The organism is Microbacterium sp. (assembly GCF_043427715.1).
In the GTDB taxonomy this organism is placed as follows: Bacteria; Actinomycetota; Actinomycetes; order Actinomycetales; family Microbacteriaceae; genus Microbacterium.
In genome coordinates this window covers 29,219-47,557 of record NZ_JBHWTD010000001.1, presented here as the reverse complement: position 1 = coordinate 47,557, position 18,339 = coordinate 29,219, and the positions used below count along the sequence as shown (strand labels likewise).

The window sequence follows — 18,339 nt, the reverse complement described above, 5'->3', positions numbered from 1 at the left end:
GTCTACGAATCCGTCGGGGGCGCTTCTCTGTGTGTGGCCGGGCTGGATCAGGCCTCGCTCATCGCGAGGACTTCTCGCTGGCCGCGCGCGGCAAGGGCGGCGGCGCGGGCGGCAATCCGACGCTCCTGCTCGGCCTGCGCGGCGTCGATCGTCTCCTGGTCGAGGGGAACGCTCTCGACCTTGTTCACGCCGTTGTACTTCTCGATGTAGGCGTCGAGCTCGGGGCCCGACTCCCACGACGTGATGAGGCAGTACCGGGGCGCGTCGCCCGGGTGGTACGCCGCGTGCCACAGGCGCTGGGTGTCGATGACCAGCTGCGCGCCCGCGGGCAGGGCGATGCGGGTCTCGCCGCTCGGGTCGGTGCGGTTGTCACGGAGGACGAAGAAGCTGTCCTTGTCGTCCGTGAGGTTGAAGAAGCTGCGCACAACCCAGCCGGTTCCGTCCGGGTTCAGACGGTTGTTGTCGTCCTGGTGCAGGTTGTACAGCGCATCTGCGTACGTGTTCGGCTGCAGCTCGATGATGCGGCAGCGGCCGACGTTCGAGCCGGGCTCGAGGGCGCGCTCGGTGAGCGTAGGAGCCTTCTCGGTCTGTGACGGGATCCAGACGCCGTCTTTATCGGTGCGCGGCGGCTGGTGGTTCCAGAAGCCGTTGCACTCGATCTCACCCTTGGCCGAAGCGAGCGGCGCGAACCGGGTGTCGCCGGAGGACTTCCAGTCGACGTACTCGATGTCGAGCCATTCCTTCGGATCGATCTCTTTGCCGTAGCTGTCGAGGACGACGTAGCCGGTCTCCTCGAGTGCAGCGCTCTTGATGTAACCCATGCGGATCAACCTTTCTGTCGGGCGAGCGAAGTTTTTACAGGCCCGACTGAGGCAAGCCTACAAAGCGAGTTTTCGCCCGGCCTGGAACTCGGCCGGGAAAAACGGCGGGCGGTAGGATCGAGGGCGCCGCGATCAACGACACGGAGAACATGAGTACTGCCACCAACGTCGAAGCGACCGCCGTCAACACCATTGAGTGGCTGTCGGATTCCGACACAACCATCGTGGTCCCCGTCTACCAGCGGCAGTACCGCTGGGACATCGGCGGATGCGAGCAGCTCCTGTCCGATGTGCGCGCGGTGGCGGGGACGGATGCCGGGGACACCCACTTCATCGGATCGATCCTCTCAGCGGCGAGTTCGAGTGGCACCGACGACGCCCACCTCGTCCTGATCGACGGCCAGCAGCGAATCACGACACTCATGCTCCTGATCGCGGCGCTCCACCACACGCTCCGCGAAGACGACCCGGCTCTCGCCGAGGAACTCGCTCGCGTTCTCGTGCGTTCCGGCTCCCCCGACCGCACGAAGCTGCGTCCCCACCGCGCATGGGCCGACGTCTTCGAGAGCGTGATCCTCGACCAGCCGGGTGCCGGCGGCGCGGGGCGGGAGTCCCGGTTCGACGACAACTACGCCTTTTTCCGGAGCCAGATCCGGCGCGACGAAGCGGCCGACATCTGGCGCGGACTGCAGAAGCTCGAGCACGTCTCGATCACCCTCGGTTCGGGCGCGAACGCCCAGCAGATCTTCGAGAGCCTGAACTCGACCGGCGAGCCCCTGCGCGACCACGAGCTCATCCACAACTACGTCCTCATGGGACTGTCCCACGCGGAGCAGACCGAGATCGAGGAGGAGTACTGGCTCCCGATCGAACGAAACACCGGTGAGCAGATCGGCGCCTTCTGGCGCCACTACCTCGTCATGCTGACGGGGCGGGAGGTGCTTATCGAGGGTGAGCGCGGCGTGTACGACGCGTTCCGACACGAGTTCCCGCGACTCGATGTCGCGACCCTGCGCGAGCGCGCGGCGGCCTGGCGTGAGCTCTCGGAGATTTACCGGCTCCTGCTGGAACCTGCCCGGACCCCAAACCCCGAGATCGGGCAGAGGTTCGCCGCCCTCAACCTGCTCGGCCGCGGCATGTATCCACTCGCGCTGCGGCTCTACCGAGACCACCTGCACGGCCGGTCGTCGGCATCCGATGTCCTCGACGCGCTCGGCGCCGTCGAGTCGCTCCTCCTGCGTCGTACCGTGGTGGGCCTGCCCACCGATCGCCTCGTTGCACGCTTCTGCCGCGCGGCCGAGTCGGGCCCCGACTCGCTCCGTCACGCGATCGCGCGCATCACCCCGTCCGACGAGCGGACCCGCGTCGGACTTCGCTACGGCGAGCTCGCCCATGCCGGCTACATCCTCGCGCGGCTGGCGGGGGTCTCCCCCGATGCTGCGTTCGACGTCGAGCACGTGCTACCGAGCACCCCGGGAGACGACTGGTCGGCCGATGGCACCCGCCGCTGGGGCGAGTACACCGAGGACGAGCAGAACGCCCACCGTGCGTTGACCCAGACGCTGGGGAACATGACGCTCCTCGAGCCCGACCTCGCCGAGCGCGTTTTCGACGCTCCCTTCCCCGCCAAGCGTGCCGCCTACGGTCAGAGTGAGCTCGCGTTCACGCGTGAACTGACGGTTGCCACGTCCTGGTCGACTGCGCACATCGCCGCCCGGACCGAGGCCTTGACCGCGCGGTTCATGGCGACCTGGCCGCGGCCGGCCGTCGTGGGCATCGACGACGACAACCTCACGCCGATCCTGGATGCGAAGAAGCGTCGGGGCTGGCCGCGCGGGTGGCAGCGTGAGTTCGATTACGTCGAGTTCCGCGGTGAGCACTGGGAGATCAAGGACGTCCGCGCCCTGTTCGCGCGCATCTTCCTGCGCTTGTGGCACGACTCGCGCGAGAGCGTCATCGACTTCAGCGCCCGGCGGGGCGGGCCGGTCTACCCGGCGAAGGCGTGGAATGGGCAGTGGGACGAGCTGGCCGAGGGCCAGTACCTGTATCTCGGGTGGGATTCCAAGTACATGCTGAGTGCCATCCAGGGCGTCCTCGAGGAGGCCGGTTGGGCCTCGGAGGTCTTCGTGAAGTACTCGTACATCGGCGAGGCGATGCGCTGATCGACGTCAGCCCATCGCCTCGCACCGGTGGGCTCACGCGGCGGCGTCGCCGATCCATTTCCGTGATCGCCGAGACGATCGTCGGGTCGTCGGGCGTCACGCTCGGCCGGAACCGCTTCACGCGACCGTCGGGGTGGACGAGGAACTTCTCGAAGTTCCAGCTCACCCGGCTGGCCTTGCCCGCGGCATCCGGAGTCTGCGTCAGCTAGAGCGGGTGCGCGCAGTCCGCACCGCGATGCGACGATCTTCGGCATCCGGCAATCGTCCCTCGCCGGGGCAGAGGACGAGCGTTCGGGCGGTCAGTCCCCGCCGCCCCCGTCGGCTCCGCCTGCCTCGGTCTCAGGCAGGGACACGGGGATCTCGATCGAGGCGCTCGATGCCCCGGTGACGGCGGTGAGGTCGGGCTGCCACGAGTCCGGCCCGTCCATGGGAAGCACCTCGGCCCCGCTGCGCGCGCGTTCGGGCTCTGCGGGGAGTCCTGCCCACTCGGTTGGTTCCTCGGGTCGCTGCGTGAAGAGTCCCATGCCGACGATTCTCCCCAGGAACGACGCTCCCCGCCACCTTCACCGGTTTCCGGTTAACGCAAAACCCCCGCCGGAGCGGGGGTTTTCGTCTTGCTGGGGTACCTGGACTCGAACCAAGAACAACTGAACCAGAATCAGCCGTGTTGCCAATTACACCATACCCCAAGGGTGTTCGACCGAAGTCGTACCGAGGATCAAGCTTAGCCCACGGTGCGGCTCCGGCCAAACCGGCGGCGTGTCAGCGGCGCGTCGCGGCCAGCCGCTCGAGACGCGCGAGAGTGACCTCCTTGCCGAGGAGCTCCATCGACTCGAACAGCGGCGGCGAGACGCGACGCCCGCTGAGGGCGACGCGTGCGGGACCGTAGGCGATGCGCGGCTTGAGGCCGAGTCCGTCGATCAGCGCCGCGGACAGCGCGGCCTGCACGGCGTCTGTGGTGAAGCCGTCGGCGGGAACCGCCTGGAGGGCTGCGCTCGCGGCATCCAGCACCTCGACGGTGTTCGCCGGAAGACCCTTCAGCGCATCGTCGTCATACGATTCGACGTCACGGAAGAGGAACCCGAGCATGCCCGGGGCGTCGCCGAGCAGCTGCAGCCGCTCCTGCACGAGCGGTGCCGCCTTCGCGAGCATCTCGAGCTGCGCATCCGTCGGCGGGGCGCTGACGACACCCTGCCCCACGAGATACGGCACGAGCCGCGAGGCGAAGTCGTCGGGGCTGAGCATGCGGATGTGATCGCCGTTGATCGACTCGGCCTTCTTCTGGTCAAAGCGGGCGGGGTTCGGGTTCACATCCGTGATGTCGAACGCCTCGATGAGCTCCTGACGGCTGAACACGTCGCGGTCGGCCGCGATCGACCACCCGAGAAGCGAGAGATAGTTGAGCAGGCCTTCGTGGATGAAGCCCTTCTCCCGCTGGAGGAAGAGATCGGCCTTCGGGTCGCGCTTGGAGAGCTTCTTCGTGCCCTCCTCGCCGAGGACGAGCGGCATGTGCGCGAAGCGGGGCACGAAGTCTGTTACGCCCGCCTCGACGAGTGCACTGTAGAGCGCGAGCTGACGAGCCGTCGAGGGCATGAGGTCCTCGCCGCGCAGGACGTGGGTGATGCCCATGAGAGCGTCGTCGACGGGGTTCGTGAAGGTGTACAGCGGCACTCCCCCGGCGCGGACGACCACGAAGTCGGGGAACGAACCGGCGGGGAAGGTCACTTCGCCGCGGATCATGTCGACGTAGGTGACGTCCTCGTCAGGCACCCGCAAGCGCCACGCGGGCTCCCGCCCCTCGGCCCGGAAGGCGGCCTTCTGCTCCTCGGTGAGGGTGCGGTCGAAGTTGTCGTAGCCGAGCTGCTTGGCGCGCCCGTTGGCGGCGTTGCGGGCGTCGATCTCCTCGGCGGTCGAGTACGACTCGTACACCGCGCCGGAGGCGATGAGCTTCTCGAGCACACCGCGGTAGATGTCATGGCGCTGCGACTGACGGTACGGCTCGTGCGGACCGCCCTTCTCGACGCCCTCGTCCCAGTCGATCTCGAGCCAGGTCAGCGCGTCGACGAGCTGCCGGTAGCTCTCCTCGCTGTCGCGGGCGGCGTCGGTGTCCTCGACTCGGAACACGAGCTTGCCGCCGGTGTGGCGGGCGTAGGCCCAGTTGAACAGCGCCGTGCGGACCATGCCGACGTGCGGCAGGCCGGTGGGCGACGGGCAGAAGCGGACTCGGACGTCGCTTCCGGTGGCGGTGGTGGTGAGGGGGTGCGGTGCAGCAGACATCCTGACCAGTCTACGGGCGGCGTCCGCCGCGAACGGATGCCGCGACGCCGCCTCCCGTCAGGGTCAGCGCCGCGCGTACGGCGAGAGCAGCGTGATCGCGACCACGACCGCGAGGGCGACGAGCGCCAGACCGCCGTAGCCGATCAGTTCGAGGATGCCGCCGGCCAGGACGGCCCCGATGGCGGCCGACGCGGTCATCGCGGTGTCGCTGCGGCCCTGCCGGCGGGGACGCAGGGCCATGGTCGTGGCTTCGGTCAACAGCGCCGCGCCGCCGACTGTCGCCGCGCTCCACCCCAGCCCGAGCAGGAGCAGCGCGATGAGGACCGCCCCGGGTGACTCCGGGGCCACGGCCGCTGTCACGAGCGACGCGGCGAGGATCGCCTGGCCGGTGAGGATGGTGCGGAGCTTCCCCCAGCGGTCAGCGAGGATCCCGAACACCGGTGACAGTCCGTACATGCCGAACACGTGGAGCGCGATCGTCACCCCGACGATCGTCGTGACGTTCGCCGGGGCGAGGTGCGAGAGATGCACGGGCGTCATCGCCATGACGGACGCCATGACGACATGCGAGCCTGCGACGGCGAACACCGCGTACCGCGCGACGGTGGGCCGGTCGGTCTCGTCGAGGGGCTGAGCCGTCGCTGCAGCGGACCGCGCCACCTGCTGCGCGACCTTGAGCGGGTCGGGCCGGAGCGCCACCAGGTACAGGACAAGCGCGAGCGCCTGCGCGACGATCGAGAAGGCGTACGAGCCGGTGAGCGGCGGCATCCCGAGCCAGGAACCGACCGCCTCACCCGGGGTGAGCATGAGAGGCCCGAGCACCCCGCCCACGGTCGTCGCCCACACCACGGTACCGAGCGCCCTGCCGCGGTTCTCGGGCCGGGCGAGGTCGGTCGCGGCGAAGCGGGACTGCAGGTTGCCCGCGTTGCCGGCGCCGATGAGGATGACGCCGAGCAGCAGCAGAGGGAAGAGCCGGACGGCGGCGGCGGTGATCACGACGGCGATGCCGACGAGGGCGAGGATGTTGCCGAGGGTCAGAGCCCGCCGTCGGCCCGTCGCCGCGGCGAGGCGGGCGAGCGGGATGGCGCACAGCGCCGCGCCGAGGGTGACCGACGCGGTCGCGAGGCCCGACAGCGAGTCCTGACCGGAGATGTCTGCGGCCAGCAGAGCACCGAGCGAGACCGTCGCGCCGAAGGCGACCCCACCGAGCACCTGCCCGGCCGCGAGAACACCGACCGTGCGGCGCTGGACGCGCTCGACGTCGACGGCCTCAGACGAGGCGTCAGGCATCCCGAACGGTGTTGCGGAGGATTCCGAGGCCGGAGATCTCCACCTCGACGACGTCGCCCGCCTGGAACGGACCGACCCCCGCGGGAGTGCCCGTGAGGATGACGTCGCCGGGCAGCAGCGTGAAGGCCGCAGACGCGTAGGCGATGATGTCGGCGACGGAGTGCACCATGTCGGAGATGGGGCCGTCCTGCTTCACCTCGCCGTTGACCCGCGTCACGACGCGGGCACCGCCGTCCAGGTCGAACTCGGTCTCGATCGCCGGGCCGAGCGGGCAGAAGGTGTCGAACCCCTTCGCGCGCGACCACTGGCCGTCCGAGCGCTGCAGGTCGCGCGCCGTGACGTCGTTCGCGATCGTGTAGCCGAAGACGTAGTCGAGCGCCTGGTCGGCGGAGACGTTCTTCGCGACCCGACCGATGATGACGGCGAGCTCACCCTCGAAATCGGTCTGCTGAGACTGCGGCGGCCGGACGATCGCGTCGTTCGGCCCGATCACCGCGGTGTTCGGCTTCAGGAACAGCAGCGGCTCGGCCGGGGCTTCCCCGCCCATCTCGGCGGCGTGGTCGTGGTAATTCTTGCCGACGCAGACGATCTTCGATCGCGGGATCGACGGCGCGAGGAGGGAGATCTCCGCGAGGGGCACCCGCTCCCCCGTGGTCTCGAACCCGGCGAACAGCGGATCGCCGGCGAGCTCGACGACCTCCTTCTCATCGATGATCCCGAACCGGATCGCACCGGCGCGGCTGTAGCGGACGATGCGCACGCTCAGCCGTCCAGCCGCATCAGCCAGCCGTGGGTGTCTTCGGCTCGTCCGTACTGGATGTCGGTGAGATGCTGACGCAGCTCGAGCGCGAGGGAGCCGGTCGGCTGCGCGTCCTCGAACTGCGCGGACTTCAGCGCACCGATCGGGGTGACGACGGCGGCGGTGCCGCAGGCGAACACCTCGACGATGTCTCCGGATGCGACGCCCTGGCGCCACTCGGCGAGAGAGACCGCCCGGCGCTCGACACGGTGTCCGCGGTCCTCGGCGAGCTGGAGGATCGAGTCGCGCGTGATGCCTTCGAGGATCGATTCCGACTGCGGCGTGACGAGGGTGCCGTCCTTCATCACGAAGACGACGTTCATGCCGCCGAGCTCCTCGACGTTGCCATCCTGGTCGAGGAAGACGACCTGGTCGCAGCCCTGCTCGTGCGCCTGCGACTGTGGCAGGAGGCTCGCGGCGTAGTTGCCGCCGGTCTTCGCCGCACCCGTGCCGCCCTTGCCGGCGCGAGCGTAGTCCTCACTGAGCCAGATTTTCACCGGGGTGACGCCGCCCTTGAAGTAGGCACCGGCAGGGCTCGCGATCAGGTAGTACGCGACCTTCTCGGCGGGGCGCACCCCGAGGAATGCCTCCTTGGCGAACATGAACGGACGCAGATAGAGGCTCTGATCGGCGCCGGCGGGCACCCAGTCGGCATCCACCGCGATGAGCTCTCGGATGGACTGCAGGAAGTACTCGACGGGCAGTTCGGGCAGCGCCATGCGACGGGCGGAGCGCTGCAGACGCCGCCCGTTGTCCTCGGGGCGGAACGTGTGGATGGAGCCGTCGGCGTGGCGGTAGGCCTTGATGCCCTCGAAGATCTCCTGGCCGTAGTGCAGGACGGCGGCCGCCGGCGACAGCGAGATAGGACCGTACGGCTGCACGCGCGGGCGATGCCAGCCGCCCCCGCGCGACCAGCAGATGTCGACCATGTGATCGGTGAAGTTCACGCCGAAGCCGGGGTTCGCGAGGATCTCCTCGCGGGCGGCGGGCGTGGCTGCGGCCAGGTTCTTCGTGACGGAGAACGACAGTGGAGACGGTGCGGTGTGGGGGTCGGTGAGGGTCATGTCCAGTCCTGTTCCTCGCGCGGCGTCGACACGACGCGCATCTGCCAGATTACGCCCGGAGGCGTGCGGTGATGGCGTCGCCGACCTGCGCGGTCGTGCGTGCGGCGCCGTCCCTCGATTCGATATCCTCTCGGGCCGCGCGGTTCACGCGGGCGGCCTCGTCGCTCAGCCCGAGGTGCTCGAGCAGCAGGGCGACGGAGAGGATCGCGGCGGTGGGATCGGCGATCTGCTGACCCGCGATGTCCGGTGCGGAGCCGTGTACGGGCTCGAACATCGACGGGAAGGCGCCGTCGGGGTTGATGTTCCCCGAGGCGGCGAGGCCGATGCCACCGGTGACGGCGCCGGCCAGGTCCGTGAGGATGTCGCCGAAGAGGTTGTCGGTGACGATCACATCGAAGCGGCCCGGGTTCGTGACCAGGAAGATCGTCGCCGCGTCGACGTGCAGGTAGTCTACGGCGACCTCGGGGTGCTCGGATGCCACCTCGTTGACGATCCGCTGCCACATCCCGCCGGCGTGCACGAGCACGTTGGTCTTGTGGACGAGGGTCAGCTTCTTCCGACGCTTCTGCGCCTGCGCGAACGCGAACCGCACGACACGCTCGATCCCGTACGCCGTGTTGACCGAGGTCTCGTTCGCGACCTCGTGCGCCGTCCCGGTACGAATTGATCCGCCGTTGCCGACATAGGGGCCCTCGGTCCCCTCGCGCACGACGACGAAGTCGATCTCGCCGGGCTCGGCGAGCGGGCCGGGGACGCCGGGGTACAGCCGGGAGGGCCGCAGATTCACGTAGTGGTCGAGCGCGAAGCGCAGCTTCAGCAGGAGGCCGCGCTCGATGTTCGCGTCCTTCAGCCGAGGGTCGCCGGGCATGCCGCCGACGGCGCCGAGCAGGATCGCGTCGTGCGCCGCGATCGACGCCAGGTCTTCGTCGGTCAGCGTCTCGCCGGTCTCGAGGTAGCGAGTCGCTCCGAGCGAGAAACGGGTCTTCTCGAAGGAGATGTCGGACCCCGCCGTGACCGCGTCCAGCACCTTCTCCGCCTCGGCGATGACCTCGGGTCCGATGCCGTCTCCGGGGATGACGGCCAACTTCACGACGCGCGACATCTCTCTCCTCATGTCGGGTGGTGCCGCCGCGCGGACTCAGTGGTCGGCCTGCGGCGAGCGGGACCCCTTCAGCGTAGTGGCCGCGATCACGCCGGCGCAGACGACGAGACCGGCCCCGATGAGCGAGGTGACGCCGACACCGGCGTCGAACGCGTGCGCCGCGGCATCCGCCAGGGCGGCGCCGATCTCTGCCGGGAGCTGCTCTGCGGCGGTGACCGCGCCGGCGAGGGTCTCGCGAGCGGCATCCGCTGCGCCGTTCGGAACCCCGGACGGGATCTGGATGCCACCGCGGTAGAGCGCGGTAAGGATCCCGCCGAGCACCGCGGTGCCGAGGACCGCGCCGAGCTCGTATGCGGTCTCGGAGACGGCGCTCGCGGCCCCCGCCTTCGCGGGCGGCGCGCTGGCGAGGACGAGCTCGTTCGAGACCGTCTCCGCCGCGCCGATGCCGACGCCGAGCAGCGCGAACGCGGCGATGAGGGTGCCGACCGAGTTGGCGTCCTTCGACAGCGCGATGAGGACGTAGCCCGTCGCCGAGAGGCTGAGCGCAGCGGGCACGACGATCCGCGCAGACACGCGCCGCGAGATCGGCACGACGCAGAGCCCCGCCACGATCATGAGCGCGAGGCCGGGCACGAGCGCGAGGCCCGCCTCGAGGGGCGACATCCCGATGATGAGCTGGAGGTGCTGCGTGACGAAGTAGAGGAAGCCGACGAGCGAGACGACGCTCAACAGGTTCACCAGCAGCGCACCGCTGAACGTGCCGCGGCGGAAGAGTCGCATGTCGAGCATGGGCGTGCGGGCGCGCAGCTGGCGACGAACGAACACCCAGCCGAACGCGATGCCGACGAGCGCGAACACGATCGGGACCGGGCCGAAGCCGTGGACCGCCGCCTCCTTGATCGCGTAGACGACCGGGACCATCGCGGCCATCGACAGCACGATGCTGACGGGATCGATCGCGCCGGGGCGCGGGTCGCGACTCTCGGGCACGAGGAAGGGTGCGAGCACGAGCAGTGGCACGAGCACCGGCACGGCCATGAGGAAGACCGAGCCCCAGGTGAAGTGCTCGAGGAGGATGCCGCCGACGATGGGCCCGAGCGCAGCGCCGGCGGAGAACATCGAGGCCCAGACGGCGATCGCGAGACGCCGCTGGTCACGGTCGGTAAAGATGCTGCGCAGGAGCGACAGCGTCGAGGGCATGAGCATCGCGCCGAACACACCCATCGCGGCGCGGGCTGCGATGAGGAGACCCGCCGTCGGGGCGAAGGCCGCCAGCGCGGACACGGCGGCGAAGCCGGTCGCGCCGATGAGCAGCATCCGCCGACGTCCGAACCGGTCGCCCAGCGACCCCATCGTGACGAGCAGACCCGCGAGCACCAGCGGGTATGCGTCGATGATCCAGAGCTGTTCGGCGCTCGAGGGCGCCAGATCGCGCGCGATGGCCGGCAGCGCGAAGCTGAGCACCGTGTTGTCGACCGACACCAGCAGCACCGGGAGCATCAACACGACGAGTGCGGCCCAGCCGCGCCAGCCCTGCTTCTTCCCGGCCGCATCGGCCACTCGCAGTTCTTCCGTCAACGTCATCATTTCTTCACCGTCCAGCCGGTATAGTAACAGAGGAACGGATGCCGGTGCGAGAGGATCGACCCATGAGTAGACCACCGCACGCCCGAGAGAAGGTGCTCGACGCGTTCGAAGCAGCCCTCATCGATGGCGGCGCTCGGAGCGCCACGATGGACGCCGTCGCCGCGTCGGCAGGCGTCTCGAAAGGCGGCCTGCTGTACCACTTCGCCTCGAAGGATGCCCTCGAGGGCGCACTGCTGGAGCGGCTCGAGCGACTCGTCGAAGAGGACCTCGACGACATGGGCGAAGACGCGGACGGTGTCGTCGCGACGTTCATCCGCACGTCGTTGCACACCGATTCGCCGCTCGACCGCGCGATCGTCGCCGCGTCACGACTCGCACAGACTGGGCACGTCGACGCTGCGGCATCCCTCCGTCGCGTCCGGACTCGCTGGGAGGAGTCACTCCGTCCGCACACGCGTGACGAGACCGCGTTGCAGCTCGTGCTGCTCGTCAGTGACGGTCTCTACTTCAACAGCGCGCTGGGCGAGGGCGCTCTGCCGGGTCCACTCCCCCGCGGCGCCGATCTCGACGCGCTCATCGCCCTCGTCGAGCGCGCCGCGCGCTGACGCCGCGACCGCCCGCCGAGCGCGCCCTTTCGTGCCGAGAGCGCCGGACGTTGACGCGCAACAGGCGGCGCTCTCGACAATGGCGGGCGCACTCGGCGCGAACACGGCGGGCGTCAGATCTCCAGCGTCAGCGAACCGAAGGTCGGACCGCCGCACTCCTCGGACCCGCCGGTGCGGGTCCAGGTGACGTCGACCTCCTGATCGGCAAGCACCTCACCCGCGGCATCCAACGCCCGGACGGTCATCTGTTCGGGAAACTCCCCCGTGAACGACCAAGTGTCGTCGCCGCGCACTGGCGGCGAGGTGACGATGCCGAGTTCGGACGCAGCGCCCTCGGGTGTGCACGCGTCGTCAACGCAGGGGACGATGTCGTCGACGTATGCCACCGCACCGACGACCCGCACCTCCAGAGTCGAGAGATACCCGATCGCCGGACACACGCCGTCGGTCGCCGCACACCCCGTCGCGAGGATGACGACGGACGATGCGACGGCGACCGCCCACCTCCGGCGCGCGGACGCAGGCACTGCCCGCGACCGCGACGCCGACAGGGTCAGACCTCGGTCAGCTCGAGCTGGCGGAAGAGGTCGGCGGCGACGGCGCCGCGGAGCTCCTCGAGCATCTCCTCGGGGATCGGCGCGTCGACCGTCAGCACCGAGAGTGCGCGGCCGCTGGAGTCCGGACGAGCGACCTGGAGGCCGGCGATGTTGATGCCCGCCTCACCCAGCTTCTGGCCGTAGATCGCGACGATCCCCGGACGGTCGGCATAGCGCATGACCACGTGGAAGCGGTCGATCGGAACCTCGATCTCGTAGCCGTTGATGCCCACGAGCTTCGGGATCATGCGGGTGCCGGCGAGGGTTCCGGCGACGCTGAAGACGGTGCCGTCGGTGAGCGTGCCGCGGAGGATCGTGATGTTGCGGTACAACGGGCTCTCGGACTCGACGATCAGGCGCGTCTCGATGCCGCGCTGCTCGGCGAACAGCGGCGCGTTCACGTACGAGACGTTCTCGCTGACGATGTTCGTGAAGATTCCCTTGAGCGCCGCGAGGCGGTAGACGCTGACGTCGTAGTCGGCGAGCTCTCCGCGCACCTCGATGTCGAGGCTCGTCAGCGCACTCGGCGCGAGCCCGGTGAAGATCTGACCGAGCTGCTCGACGAGAGCGATGCCGGGACGGACGAAGGGGTCGATGACGCCACCGGCGACGTTGACCGCATCCGGGACCAGGTCGCCCTCGAGCGCCAGCTTCACGGACTTCGCGACCGAGACGCCCGCCTTCTCCTGCGCCTCTTCGGTCGACGCGCCCAGGTGGGGGGTGACGATGACGTTCGGGAGCGACAGCAGCGGATAGGCGGTGCCGTCCTCCTTGGGGGGCTCGCTCGTGAACACATCGAGACCGGCGCCGGCGATCTGACCGGTCGTGAGGGCGGTGTAGAGCGCCTCTTCGTCGATGAGGCCGCCACGGGCGACGTTGACGACGTAGGCGCTGGGCTTCATCATCTCGAACTGCGCCGCACCGATCATGCCGGTCGTCTCCGGCGTCTTCGGCATGTGTATGGTCACGAAGTCGCTCTGCGTGAGCAGCTCGTCGAGGGAGAGAAGCTGCACGCCGAGCTGCTGCGCCCGGGTCGGCGTGACATACGGGTCGTAGGCCACGACGGAGACACCGAAGCCCTGCAGGCGTGCGGCGATGAGCGCGCCGATCCGGCCGAGTCCGATGATGCCGACCGTCTTCTCGAACAGCTCGGTGCCGGTGAACGACGACCGCTTCCACGCACCGGCGGCGAGCGAAGCGTGCGCGGCGGGAATGTGCCGGGCGAGGCTGAGGATGTGGCCGACGGTGAGCTCTGCGGCGGAGATGATGTTCGAGGTCGGCGCGTTGACGACCATGACGCCGGCTGAGGTGGCGGACCTGATGTCGACGTTGTCGAGGCCGACGCCGGCACGCGCGATGACCTTGAGCTGCGGCGCCGCGGCGATCGCCTCGGCGTCCATCTTGGTGGCGGAGCGGATCAGCACGGCATCCGCGTCGGCGAGGGCCGGCAGCAGCGCCGAGCGGTCGGCGCCGTCGACGGAGCGGACGTCGAAGTCGGGGCCGAGGGCCTCGATCGTGGCGGGAGAGAGTTCTTCGGCGATGAGGACGACAGGCTTGGGCACGGCTGACCTTCGGGTACGCGGGGTGTGGGACGCCACGCGGTCGGACACACCAAGTCCGACTTCGGTACGCGGCACCGCCAGCCTACCGGGAGTGCCGGATGCCCCCCGACCGTGTGACGGGTCAGACGCCGATCAGCGTCTCCCCGCTTGTGAACGCGAACGCGAGCACATCGATCCAGAAGACGGCGACCAGTCCGAGCCCCACAAGCAGGACGACGGCGAGCTGCCACAGCGGACGCCGCCGCGCCAGCAGGACGGCGGCCACGAACACGATGATCGGAAAGGCCACCGCGAACAGCAGGAGCGCCCAGCCGGCGCCGTTGAGCCCCGGAACCCCGGAAGCCTGGGAGATGAGGAAATCCACCGCGGTCCAGACGGCGTACGCGTAGAACAGGCCGAAGAGCCCCGCGAGCAGGGCGACCGGCCAGGTGGGCCGGGTGCGCTCGGAGGTGGGGACGGATGCCGTCATCGCTCAGACTCCCATCACAAAGGGCCACGGCACGAGGAGGAACACGCCCGCGATGAGCCAGACGAGCCGGACCCACCCGGCACTCCGCCGTGTCAGGAGAAGGGTGCCGCCGAGCCAGAGCGCAGGCGCGGCGATGCCGAGCCAGACTGCGGGCACGACGGCGGCGGGCGGGACGAGGAAGGCGCCGGCATCGAGCATGCGCAGTCCGCCGATCACCCATCCCACGGTGTAGAGCAGGTAGATGCCGCCGAGCAGCCCGAGACTCACCAGGGCGACGTTCCCGAGCGCGGGAGCATCTGTCGGGAAGTCCTCCGCGGACCGTGCCGCCTGGGCTCCCCCGGTCTCGGGTTCACGGTCCGGCGCTGCAGGCGCCCGGTTCGTCGCGGGCGCGGCATCCGTCACGGCGTCGCTGCCCTTGCCGACCGCATGCCAGCCCGAAGGAAGCGCCGTCGGAGGCGCCGCCTCGTCGCCCTCCCAGCGCAGAGCCTCATCGTCGTCGTGCGGACCGGATGCCATGCCAGGAGTCTACCGACGCCGAAGGCCCGACCCCTTGTAAGGGCCGGGCCTCCGTGGCTCGTGAAAGCCGGCTCGGCGGATCCGCCGAGAGTCGTTCAGGGTCAGCGCGCGGCGGAACCCTCGGTGTAGTCCGCGTCCTGCTGCTTCCACGCGAAGAGCGCGCGCAGGTCCTTACCGACGGCCTCGATCGGGTGGGCGGCGGCCTTGGCACGCAGCTCCTGGAACTCGACGGCGCCGTTGTCCTGGTCGTCGATGAAGCGCTTCGCGAACGCGCCCGACTGGATGTCGCCGAGGACGGCCTGCATGTTCTCCTTTACGCGCTCGTCGATGACGCGCGGGCCCGAGACGTAGTCGCCGTACTCGGCCGTGTCGGAGACGCTCCAGCGCTGCTTGGCGATGCCGCCCTCCCACATGAGGTCGACGATGAGCTTCAGCTCGTGGAGGACCTCGAAGTAGGCGATCTCAGGCTGGTAGCCGGCCTCGCTGAGGGTCTCGAAACCGTACTGGACGAGCTGCGAGACGCCACCGCAGAGGACAGCCTGCTCGCCGAACAGGTCGGTCTCGGTCTCTTCGGTGAAGGTCGTCTTGATCACGCCGGCACGGGTGCCGCCGATGGCCTTCGCGTACGACAGTGCGACGTCCCAGGCCTGGCCCGACGCGTCCTTCTCGACGGCGATGATGTCGGGGATGCCACGGCCGGCGACGAACTCACGACGCACGGTGTGACCGGGGGCCTTCGGTGCGACGAGGATCACGTCGACGTCGTCGGGGACCTCGATGTAGCCGAAGCGGACGTTGAAGCCGTGCGCGAACGCGAGCGTCTTGCCGGCAGCGAGGTGCGGCTTGATCTCGTCGTTGAAGATGCCGCGCTGGTGCTGGTCGGGCGCGAGGATCATGATCAGGTCGGCCCACTCGGCGGCGTCGGCGACGGTCTTGACCTCGAAGCCGTCCTCGGAGGCCTTCGCCGCCGACTTGGAGCCTTCCTTGAGGGCGATGACCACCTCGACACCGGAGTCGCGGAGGTTCTGGGCGTGGGCGTGGCCCTGCGAGCCGTAGCCGACGATGGCGACCTTCTTGCCCTGAATGAGCGAGATGTCGGCGTCTGCGTCGTAGAGGATCTCAGCCATGTTCGTGTGTGTCTCCTTGTAGATGGGGTCTGTAGGTTCGCGGATCAGCCGCGGAGGACGCGTTCGGTGATGCTCTTGCCGCCACGGCCGATGGCGACCATGCCGGATTGGGCGAGCTCCTTGATGCCGAACGGCTCAAGGGCGCGGAGGAAGGCGTCGACCTTCCCGCGGTCACCGGTCACCTCGACGACGAGCGCGTCGGTGGCGTAGTCGACGACGGAGGCGCGGAAGAGGTTGACGACCTCGATGACGTTGGAGCGCGACTGGTTGTCGGCGCGCACCTTGACGAGCATGTGCTCGCGCTGAACGGATGCCGCGTAGTCGAGCTCGACGATCTTGATCACGTTCACGAGCTTGTTCAGCTGCTTGGTCACCTGCTCGAGCGGCAGCTCGTCCACGTCGACGACGACGGTGATGCGGGACAGGCCCGGCACCTCGGTCACGCCCACGGCGAGGGAGTCGATGTTGAACCCGCGCCGGGCGAACAGACCCGCGACACGGGTCAGCAGTCCGGGTTTGTCCTCGACGAGGAGGCTCAGAACGTGCTTGCTCATGTCAGGCCTCCTCATCGAACGACGGTGCGTGCTCGCGTGCGTACTGGATGTAGCTGTTGCTGACGCCCTGCGGCACCATCGGCCACACCATCGCGTCGGCGCTCACGACGAAGTCGATGACGACGGGGCGGTCGTTGGTCTCCAGTGCGGTCTTGATCGCGGCATCCACCTCGTCCTCCCGCTCGACGCGGATCGCGAGGCAGCCGTACGCCTCGGCGAGCTTGACGAAGTCGGGCACCCGGACGGTGCCGTGACCGGTGTTCAGATCGGTGTTGGAGTACCGGCCGTCGTAGAACAGCGTCTGCCACTGCCGGACCATGCCGAGCGACGAGTTGTTGATGATCGCGACCTTGATCGGGATGTTGTTGATGACGCAGGTGGCGAGCTCCTGGTTGGTCATCTGGAAGCATCCGTCACCGTCGATCGCCCACACCACGCGGTCGGGCTCAGCGACCTTGGCACCCATGGCGGCGGGCACCGAGTAGCCCATGGTTCCGGCGCCGCCGGAATTGAGCCATGCGTTGGGGCGCTCGTATTTGATGAACTGCGCGGCCCACATCTGGTGCTGCCCGACGCCCGCGGCGTAGACACCCTCGGGACCGGTGAGTTCACCGATCCGCTGGATGACGTGCTGCGGTGCGAGCAGGCCGTCGGTGGTCGGCGCGTAGCCGAGCGGGAACTCGTCGCGGAGACCGTCGAGGTAGGACCACCACTCCGAGATGTCGGGCTTGCGGGCACCGGTCACCGCCGCGAACGCGGCGTCGAGGTCGACGAGCACATCCTTGAGGTCACCGACGATCGGCACGTCTGCGGTGCGGATCTTCGAGATCTCGGCGGGGTCGATGTCGACGTGCACCACCTTGGCGTTCGGCGCGAACAGCGCCGCCTTGCCGGTGACGCGGTCGTCGAAGCGGGCGCCGAGCGCGACGATCAGGTCGGACTCCTGCAGCGCGAGCACGGCCGGAACCGTGCCGTGCATGCCCGGCATGCCGAGCTGCTGCGGGTGCGAGTCGGGGAAGGCACCCCGGGCCATCAGCGTGGTGACGACCGGTGCACCGGTCGCCTCCGCCAGACGACGGAGCTCTGTCGACGCGCCGCCACGGACCACGCCACCGCCGACGTAGAGAACGGGCTTCTTGGACTCGGCGATCAGCTGCGCGGCGGCCTGGATCTGCTTGCCGTGAGCCTTGGTCACCGGGCGGTAGCCGGGCAGCTCGATCTTCGGCGGCCAGACGAACGGGACCTCCGCCTGCTGCGCGTCCTTCGTGATGTCCACGAGCACGGGGCCGGGGCGTCCGGTCGAGGCGATCTCGAAGGCGGCGGCGATCGCGCCGGGGATCTCGGTGGCATCCTTCACGAGGAACGAGTGCTTCGTGATCGGCATGGTGATGCCGACGATGTCCGCCTCCTGGAAGGCGTCCGTGCCCATGAGGGTCGAGAACACCTGCCCGGTGATCGCGACGAGTGGCATGGAGTCCATGTAGGCGTCGGCGATCGCGGTGACGAGGTTGGTCGCCCCGGGGCCGGACGTCGCGATCGCGACGCCGACGCGACCGGATGCCGCGGCGAAGCCCTCTGCGGCGTGTCCGGCGCCCTGCTCGTGGCGGACCAGGATGTGGCGGATCGCGGACGTGTCCATGAGCGGGTCGTAGACCGGCAGGATCGCCCCGCCCGGCAACCCGAAGACGTCGGTGACCCCGAGCAGCTCGAGCGATCGGACGACGGCCTCGGCTCCGCTGAGGACGGGGTGGGATGGGCCTCCGGCCGGCGGGCGGGGCATGGCAGCGACGGTGTCTGAAGACATGATG

Annotated in this window: 18 protein-coding genes and 1 tRNA gene; 3 read left to right on the top strand and 16 right to left on the bottom strand. The window is 69.0% G+C overall.

The window, feature by feature from the left end:
* Positions 1–47 precede the first annotated feature (47 nt).
* Positions 48–821 (bottom strand): hypothetical protein, encoded by a 774-nt coding sequence (locus ACHFGS_RS00280; protein WP_394280175.1) that lies wholly within the window; start codon positions 819–821, stop codon positions 48–50.
* Between the two features lie 149 nt (positions 822–970).
* Here ACHFGS_RS00280 and ACHFGS_RS00275 point away from each other — a divergent pair, with 149 nt between their 5' ends.
* Both ACHFGS_RS00275 and ACHFGS_RS00270 read left to right on the top strand, forming a co-directional pair.
* Complete coding sequence (locus ACHFGS_RS00275) at positions 971–2,983, top strand: DUF262 domain-containing protein (RefSeq protein ID WP_394280174.1); 2,013 nt, start codon at positions 971–973, stop codon at positions 2,981–2,983.
* Between the two features lie 62 nt (positions 2,984–3,045).
* Positions 3,046–3,192 carry a hypothetical protein gene (locus tag ACHFGS_RS00270; protein ID WP_394280173.1) on the top strand — a complete coding sequence of 49 codons (147 nt, stop codon included), beginning with the start codon at positions 3,046–3,048 and terminating at the stop codon, positions 3,190–3,192.
* Positions 3,193–3,282: 90 nt separating this feature from the next.
* On the opposite strand, the gene ACHFGS_RS00265 is transcribed toward ACHFGS_RS00270, so the two are convergent.
* The 8 genes from ACHFGS_RS00265 to ACHFGS_RS00230 form a co-directional block, all read right to left on the bottom strand.
* Positions 3,283–3,507, bottom strand: a complete 225-nt coding sequence (locus ACHFGS_RS00265; RefSeq protein ID WP_394280172.1) for a hypothetical protein — start codon at positions 3,505–3,507, stop codon at positions 3,283–3,285.
* A 93-nt stretch (positions 3,508–3,600) separates the two neighbouring features.
* Positions 3,601–3,672: transfer RNA gene (locus ACHFGS_RS00260), tRNA-Gln, on the bottom strand.
* A 73-nt stretch (positions 3,673–3,745) separates the two neighbouring features.
* A complete protein-coding gene (gltX, locus tag ACHFGS_RS00255; protein ID WP_394280171.1) occupies positions 3,746–5,260 on the bottom strand; it encodes a glutamate--tRNA ligase in 1,515 nt (504 codons plus the stop codon).
* A gap of 63 nt (positions 5,261–5,323) precedes the next feature.
* Positions 5,324–6,550, bottom strand: a complete 1,227-nt coding sequence (locus tag ACHFGS_RS00250; protein WP_394289024.1) for an MFS transporter — start codon at positions 6,548–6,550, stop codon at positions 5,324–5,326.
* The gene (locus tag ACHFGS_RS00245; RefSeq protein WP_394279890.1) at positions 6,543–7,310 is read right to left on the bottom strand and encodes a fumarylacetoacetate hydrolase family protein; all 768 of its coding nucleotides are present in this window, start codon (positions 7,308–7,310) and stop codon (positions 6,543–6,545) included. The genes ACHFGS_RS00250 and ACHFGS_RS00245 overlap by 8 nt, the downstream gene beginning before the upstream one ends.
* A gap of 2 nt (positions 7,311–7,312) precedes the next feature.
* Positions 7,313–8,413 (bottom strand): branched-chain amino acid aminotransferase, encoded by a 1,101-nt coding sequence (locus ACHFGS_RS00240; RefSeq protein WP_394279891.1) that lies wholly within the window; start codon positions 8,411–8,413, stop codon positions 7,313–7,315.
* 49 nt (positions 8,414–8,462) lie between these two features.
* Positions 8,463–9,515 (bottom strand): 3-isopropylmalate dehydrogenase, encoded by a 1,053-nt coding sequence (locus tag ACHFGS_RS00235; RefSeq protein WP_394279892.1) that lies wholly within the window; start codon positions 9,513–9,515, stop codon positions 8,463–8,465.
* Between the two features lie 36 nt (positions 9,516–9,551).
* Entirely contained in the window at positions 9,552–11,099 is a 1,548-nt protein-coding gene (locus ACHFGS_RS00230) for an MFS transporter (RefSeq protein ID WP_394279896.1), read from the bottom strand.
* Between the two features lie 65 nt (positions 11,100–11,164).
* On the opposite strand from ACHFGS_RS00230, the gene ACHFGS_RS00225 reads away from it, so the two are divergent.
* Positions 11,165–11,707 carry a TetR/AcrR family transcriptional regulator gene (locus tag ACHFGS_RS00225; RefSeq protein WP_394279893.1) on the top strand — a complete coding sequence of 181 codons (543 nt, stop codon included), beginning with the start codon at positions 11,165–11,167 and terminating at the stop codon, positions 11,705–11,707.
* Positions 11,708–11,820: 113 nt separating this feature from the next.
* Here ACHFGS_RS00225 and ACHFGS_RS00220 read toward each other — a convergent pair whose 3' ends face one another.
* The 7 genes from ACHFGS_RS00220 to ACHFGS_RS00190 all read right to left on the bottom strand — a co-directional run bounded on the left by ACHFGS_RS00220 (position 11,821) and on the right by ACHFGS_RS00190 (position 18,311).
* Complete coding sequence (locus tag ACHFGS_RS00220; protein ID WP_394279894.1) at positions 11,821–12,234, bottom strand: hypothetical protein; 414 nt, start codon at positions 12,232–12,234, stop codon at positions 11,821–11,823.
* Between the two features lie 26 nt (positions 12,235–12,260).
* Positions 12,261–13,865: a phosphoglycerate dehydrogenase gene (serA, locus tag ACHFGS_RS00215; protein WP_394279895.1), complete on the bottom strand. Its 1,605-nt coding sequence runs from the start codon at positions 13,863–13,865 to the stop codon at positions 12,261–12,263.
* A gap of 121 nt (positions 13,866–13,986) precedes the next feature.
* Positions 13,987–14,334 (bottom strand): hypothetical protein, encoded by a 348-nt coding sequence (locus ACHFGS_RS00210; protein WP_394289023.1) that lies wholly within the window; start codon positions 14,332–14,334, stop codon positions 13,987–13,989.
* A gap of 3 nt (positions 14,335–14,337) precedes the next feature.
* Positions 14,338–14,850 (bottom strand): hypothetical protein, encoded by a 513-nt coding sequence (locus ACHFGS_RS00205; RefSeq protein WP_394289022.1) that lies wholly within the window; start codon positions 14,848–14,850, stop codon positions 14,338–14,340.
* Between the two features lie 101 nt (positions 14,851–14,951).
* Positions 14,952–15,977 (bottom strand): ketol-acid reductoisomerase, encoded by a 1,026-nt coding sequence (gene ilvC, locus ACHFGS_RS00200; RefSeq protein WP_394289021.1) that lies wholly within the window; start codon positions 15,975–15,977, stop codon positions 14,952–14,954.
* A 44-nt stretch (positions 15,978–16,021) separates the two neighbouring features.
* Positions 16,022–16,531 carry an acetolactate synthase small subunit gene (ilvN, locus tag ACHFGS_RS00195; protein WP_394289020.1) on the bottom strand — a complete coding sequence of 170 codons (510 nt, stop codon included), beginning with the start codon at positions 16,529–16,531 and terminating at the stop codon, positions 16,022–16,024.
* Between the two features lies 1 nt (position 16,532).
* Complete coding sequence (locus tag ACHFGS_RS00190; RefSeq protein WP_394289019.1) at positions 16,533–18,311, bottom strand: acetolactate synthase large subunit; 1,779 nt, start codon at positions 18,309–18,311, stop codon at positions 16,533–16,535.
* Between the last annotated feature and the right edge of the window lie 28 nt (positions 18,312–18,339).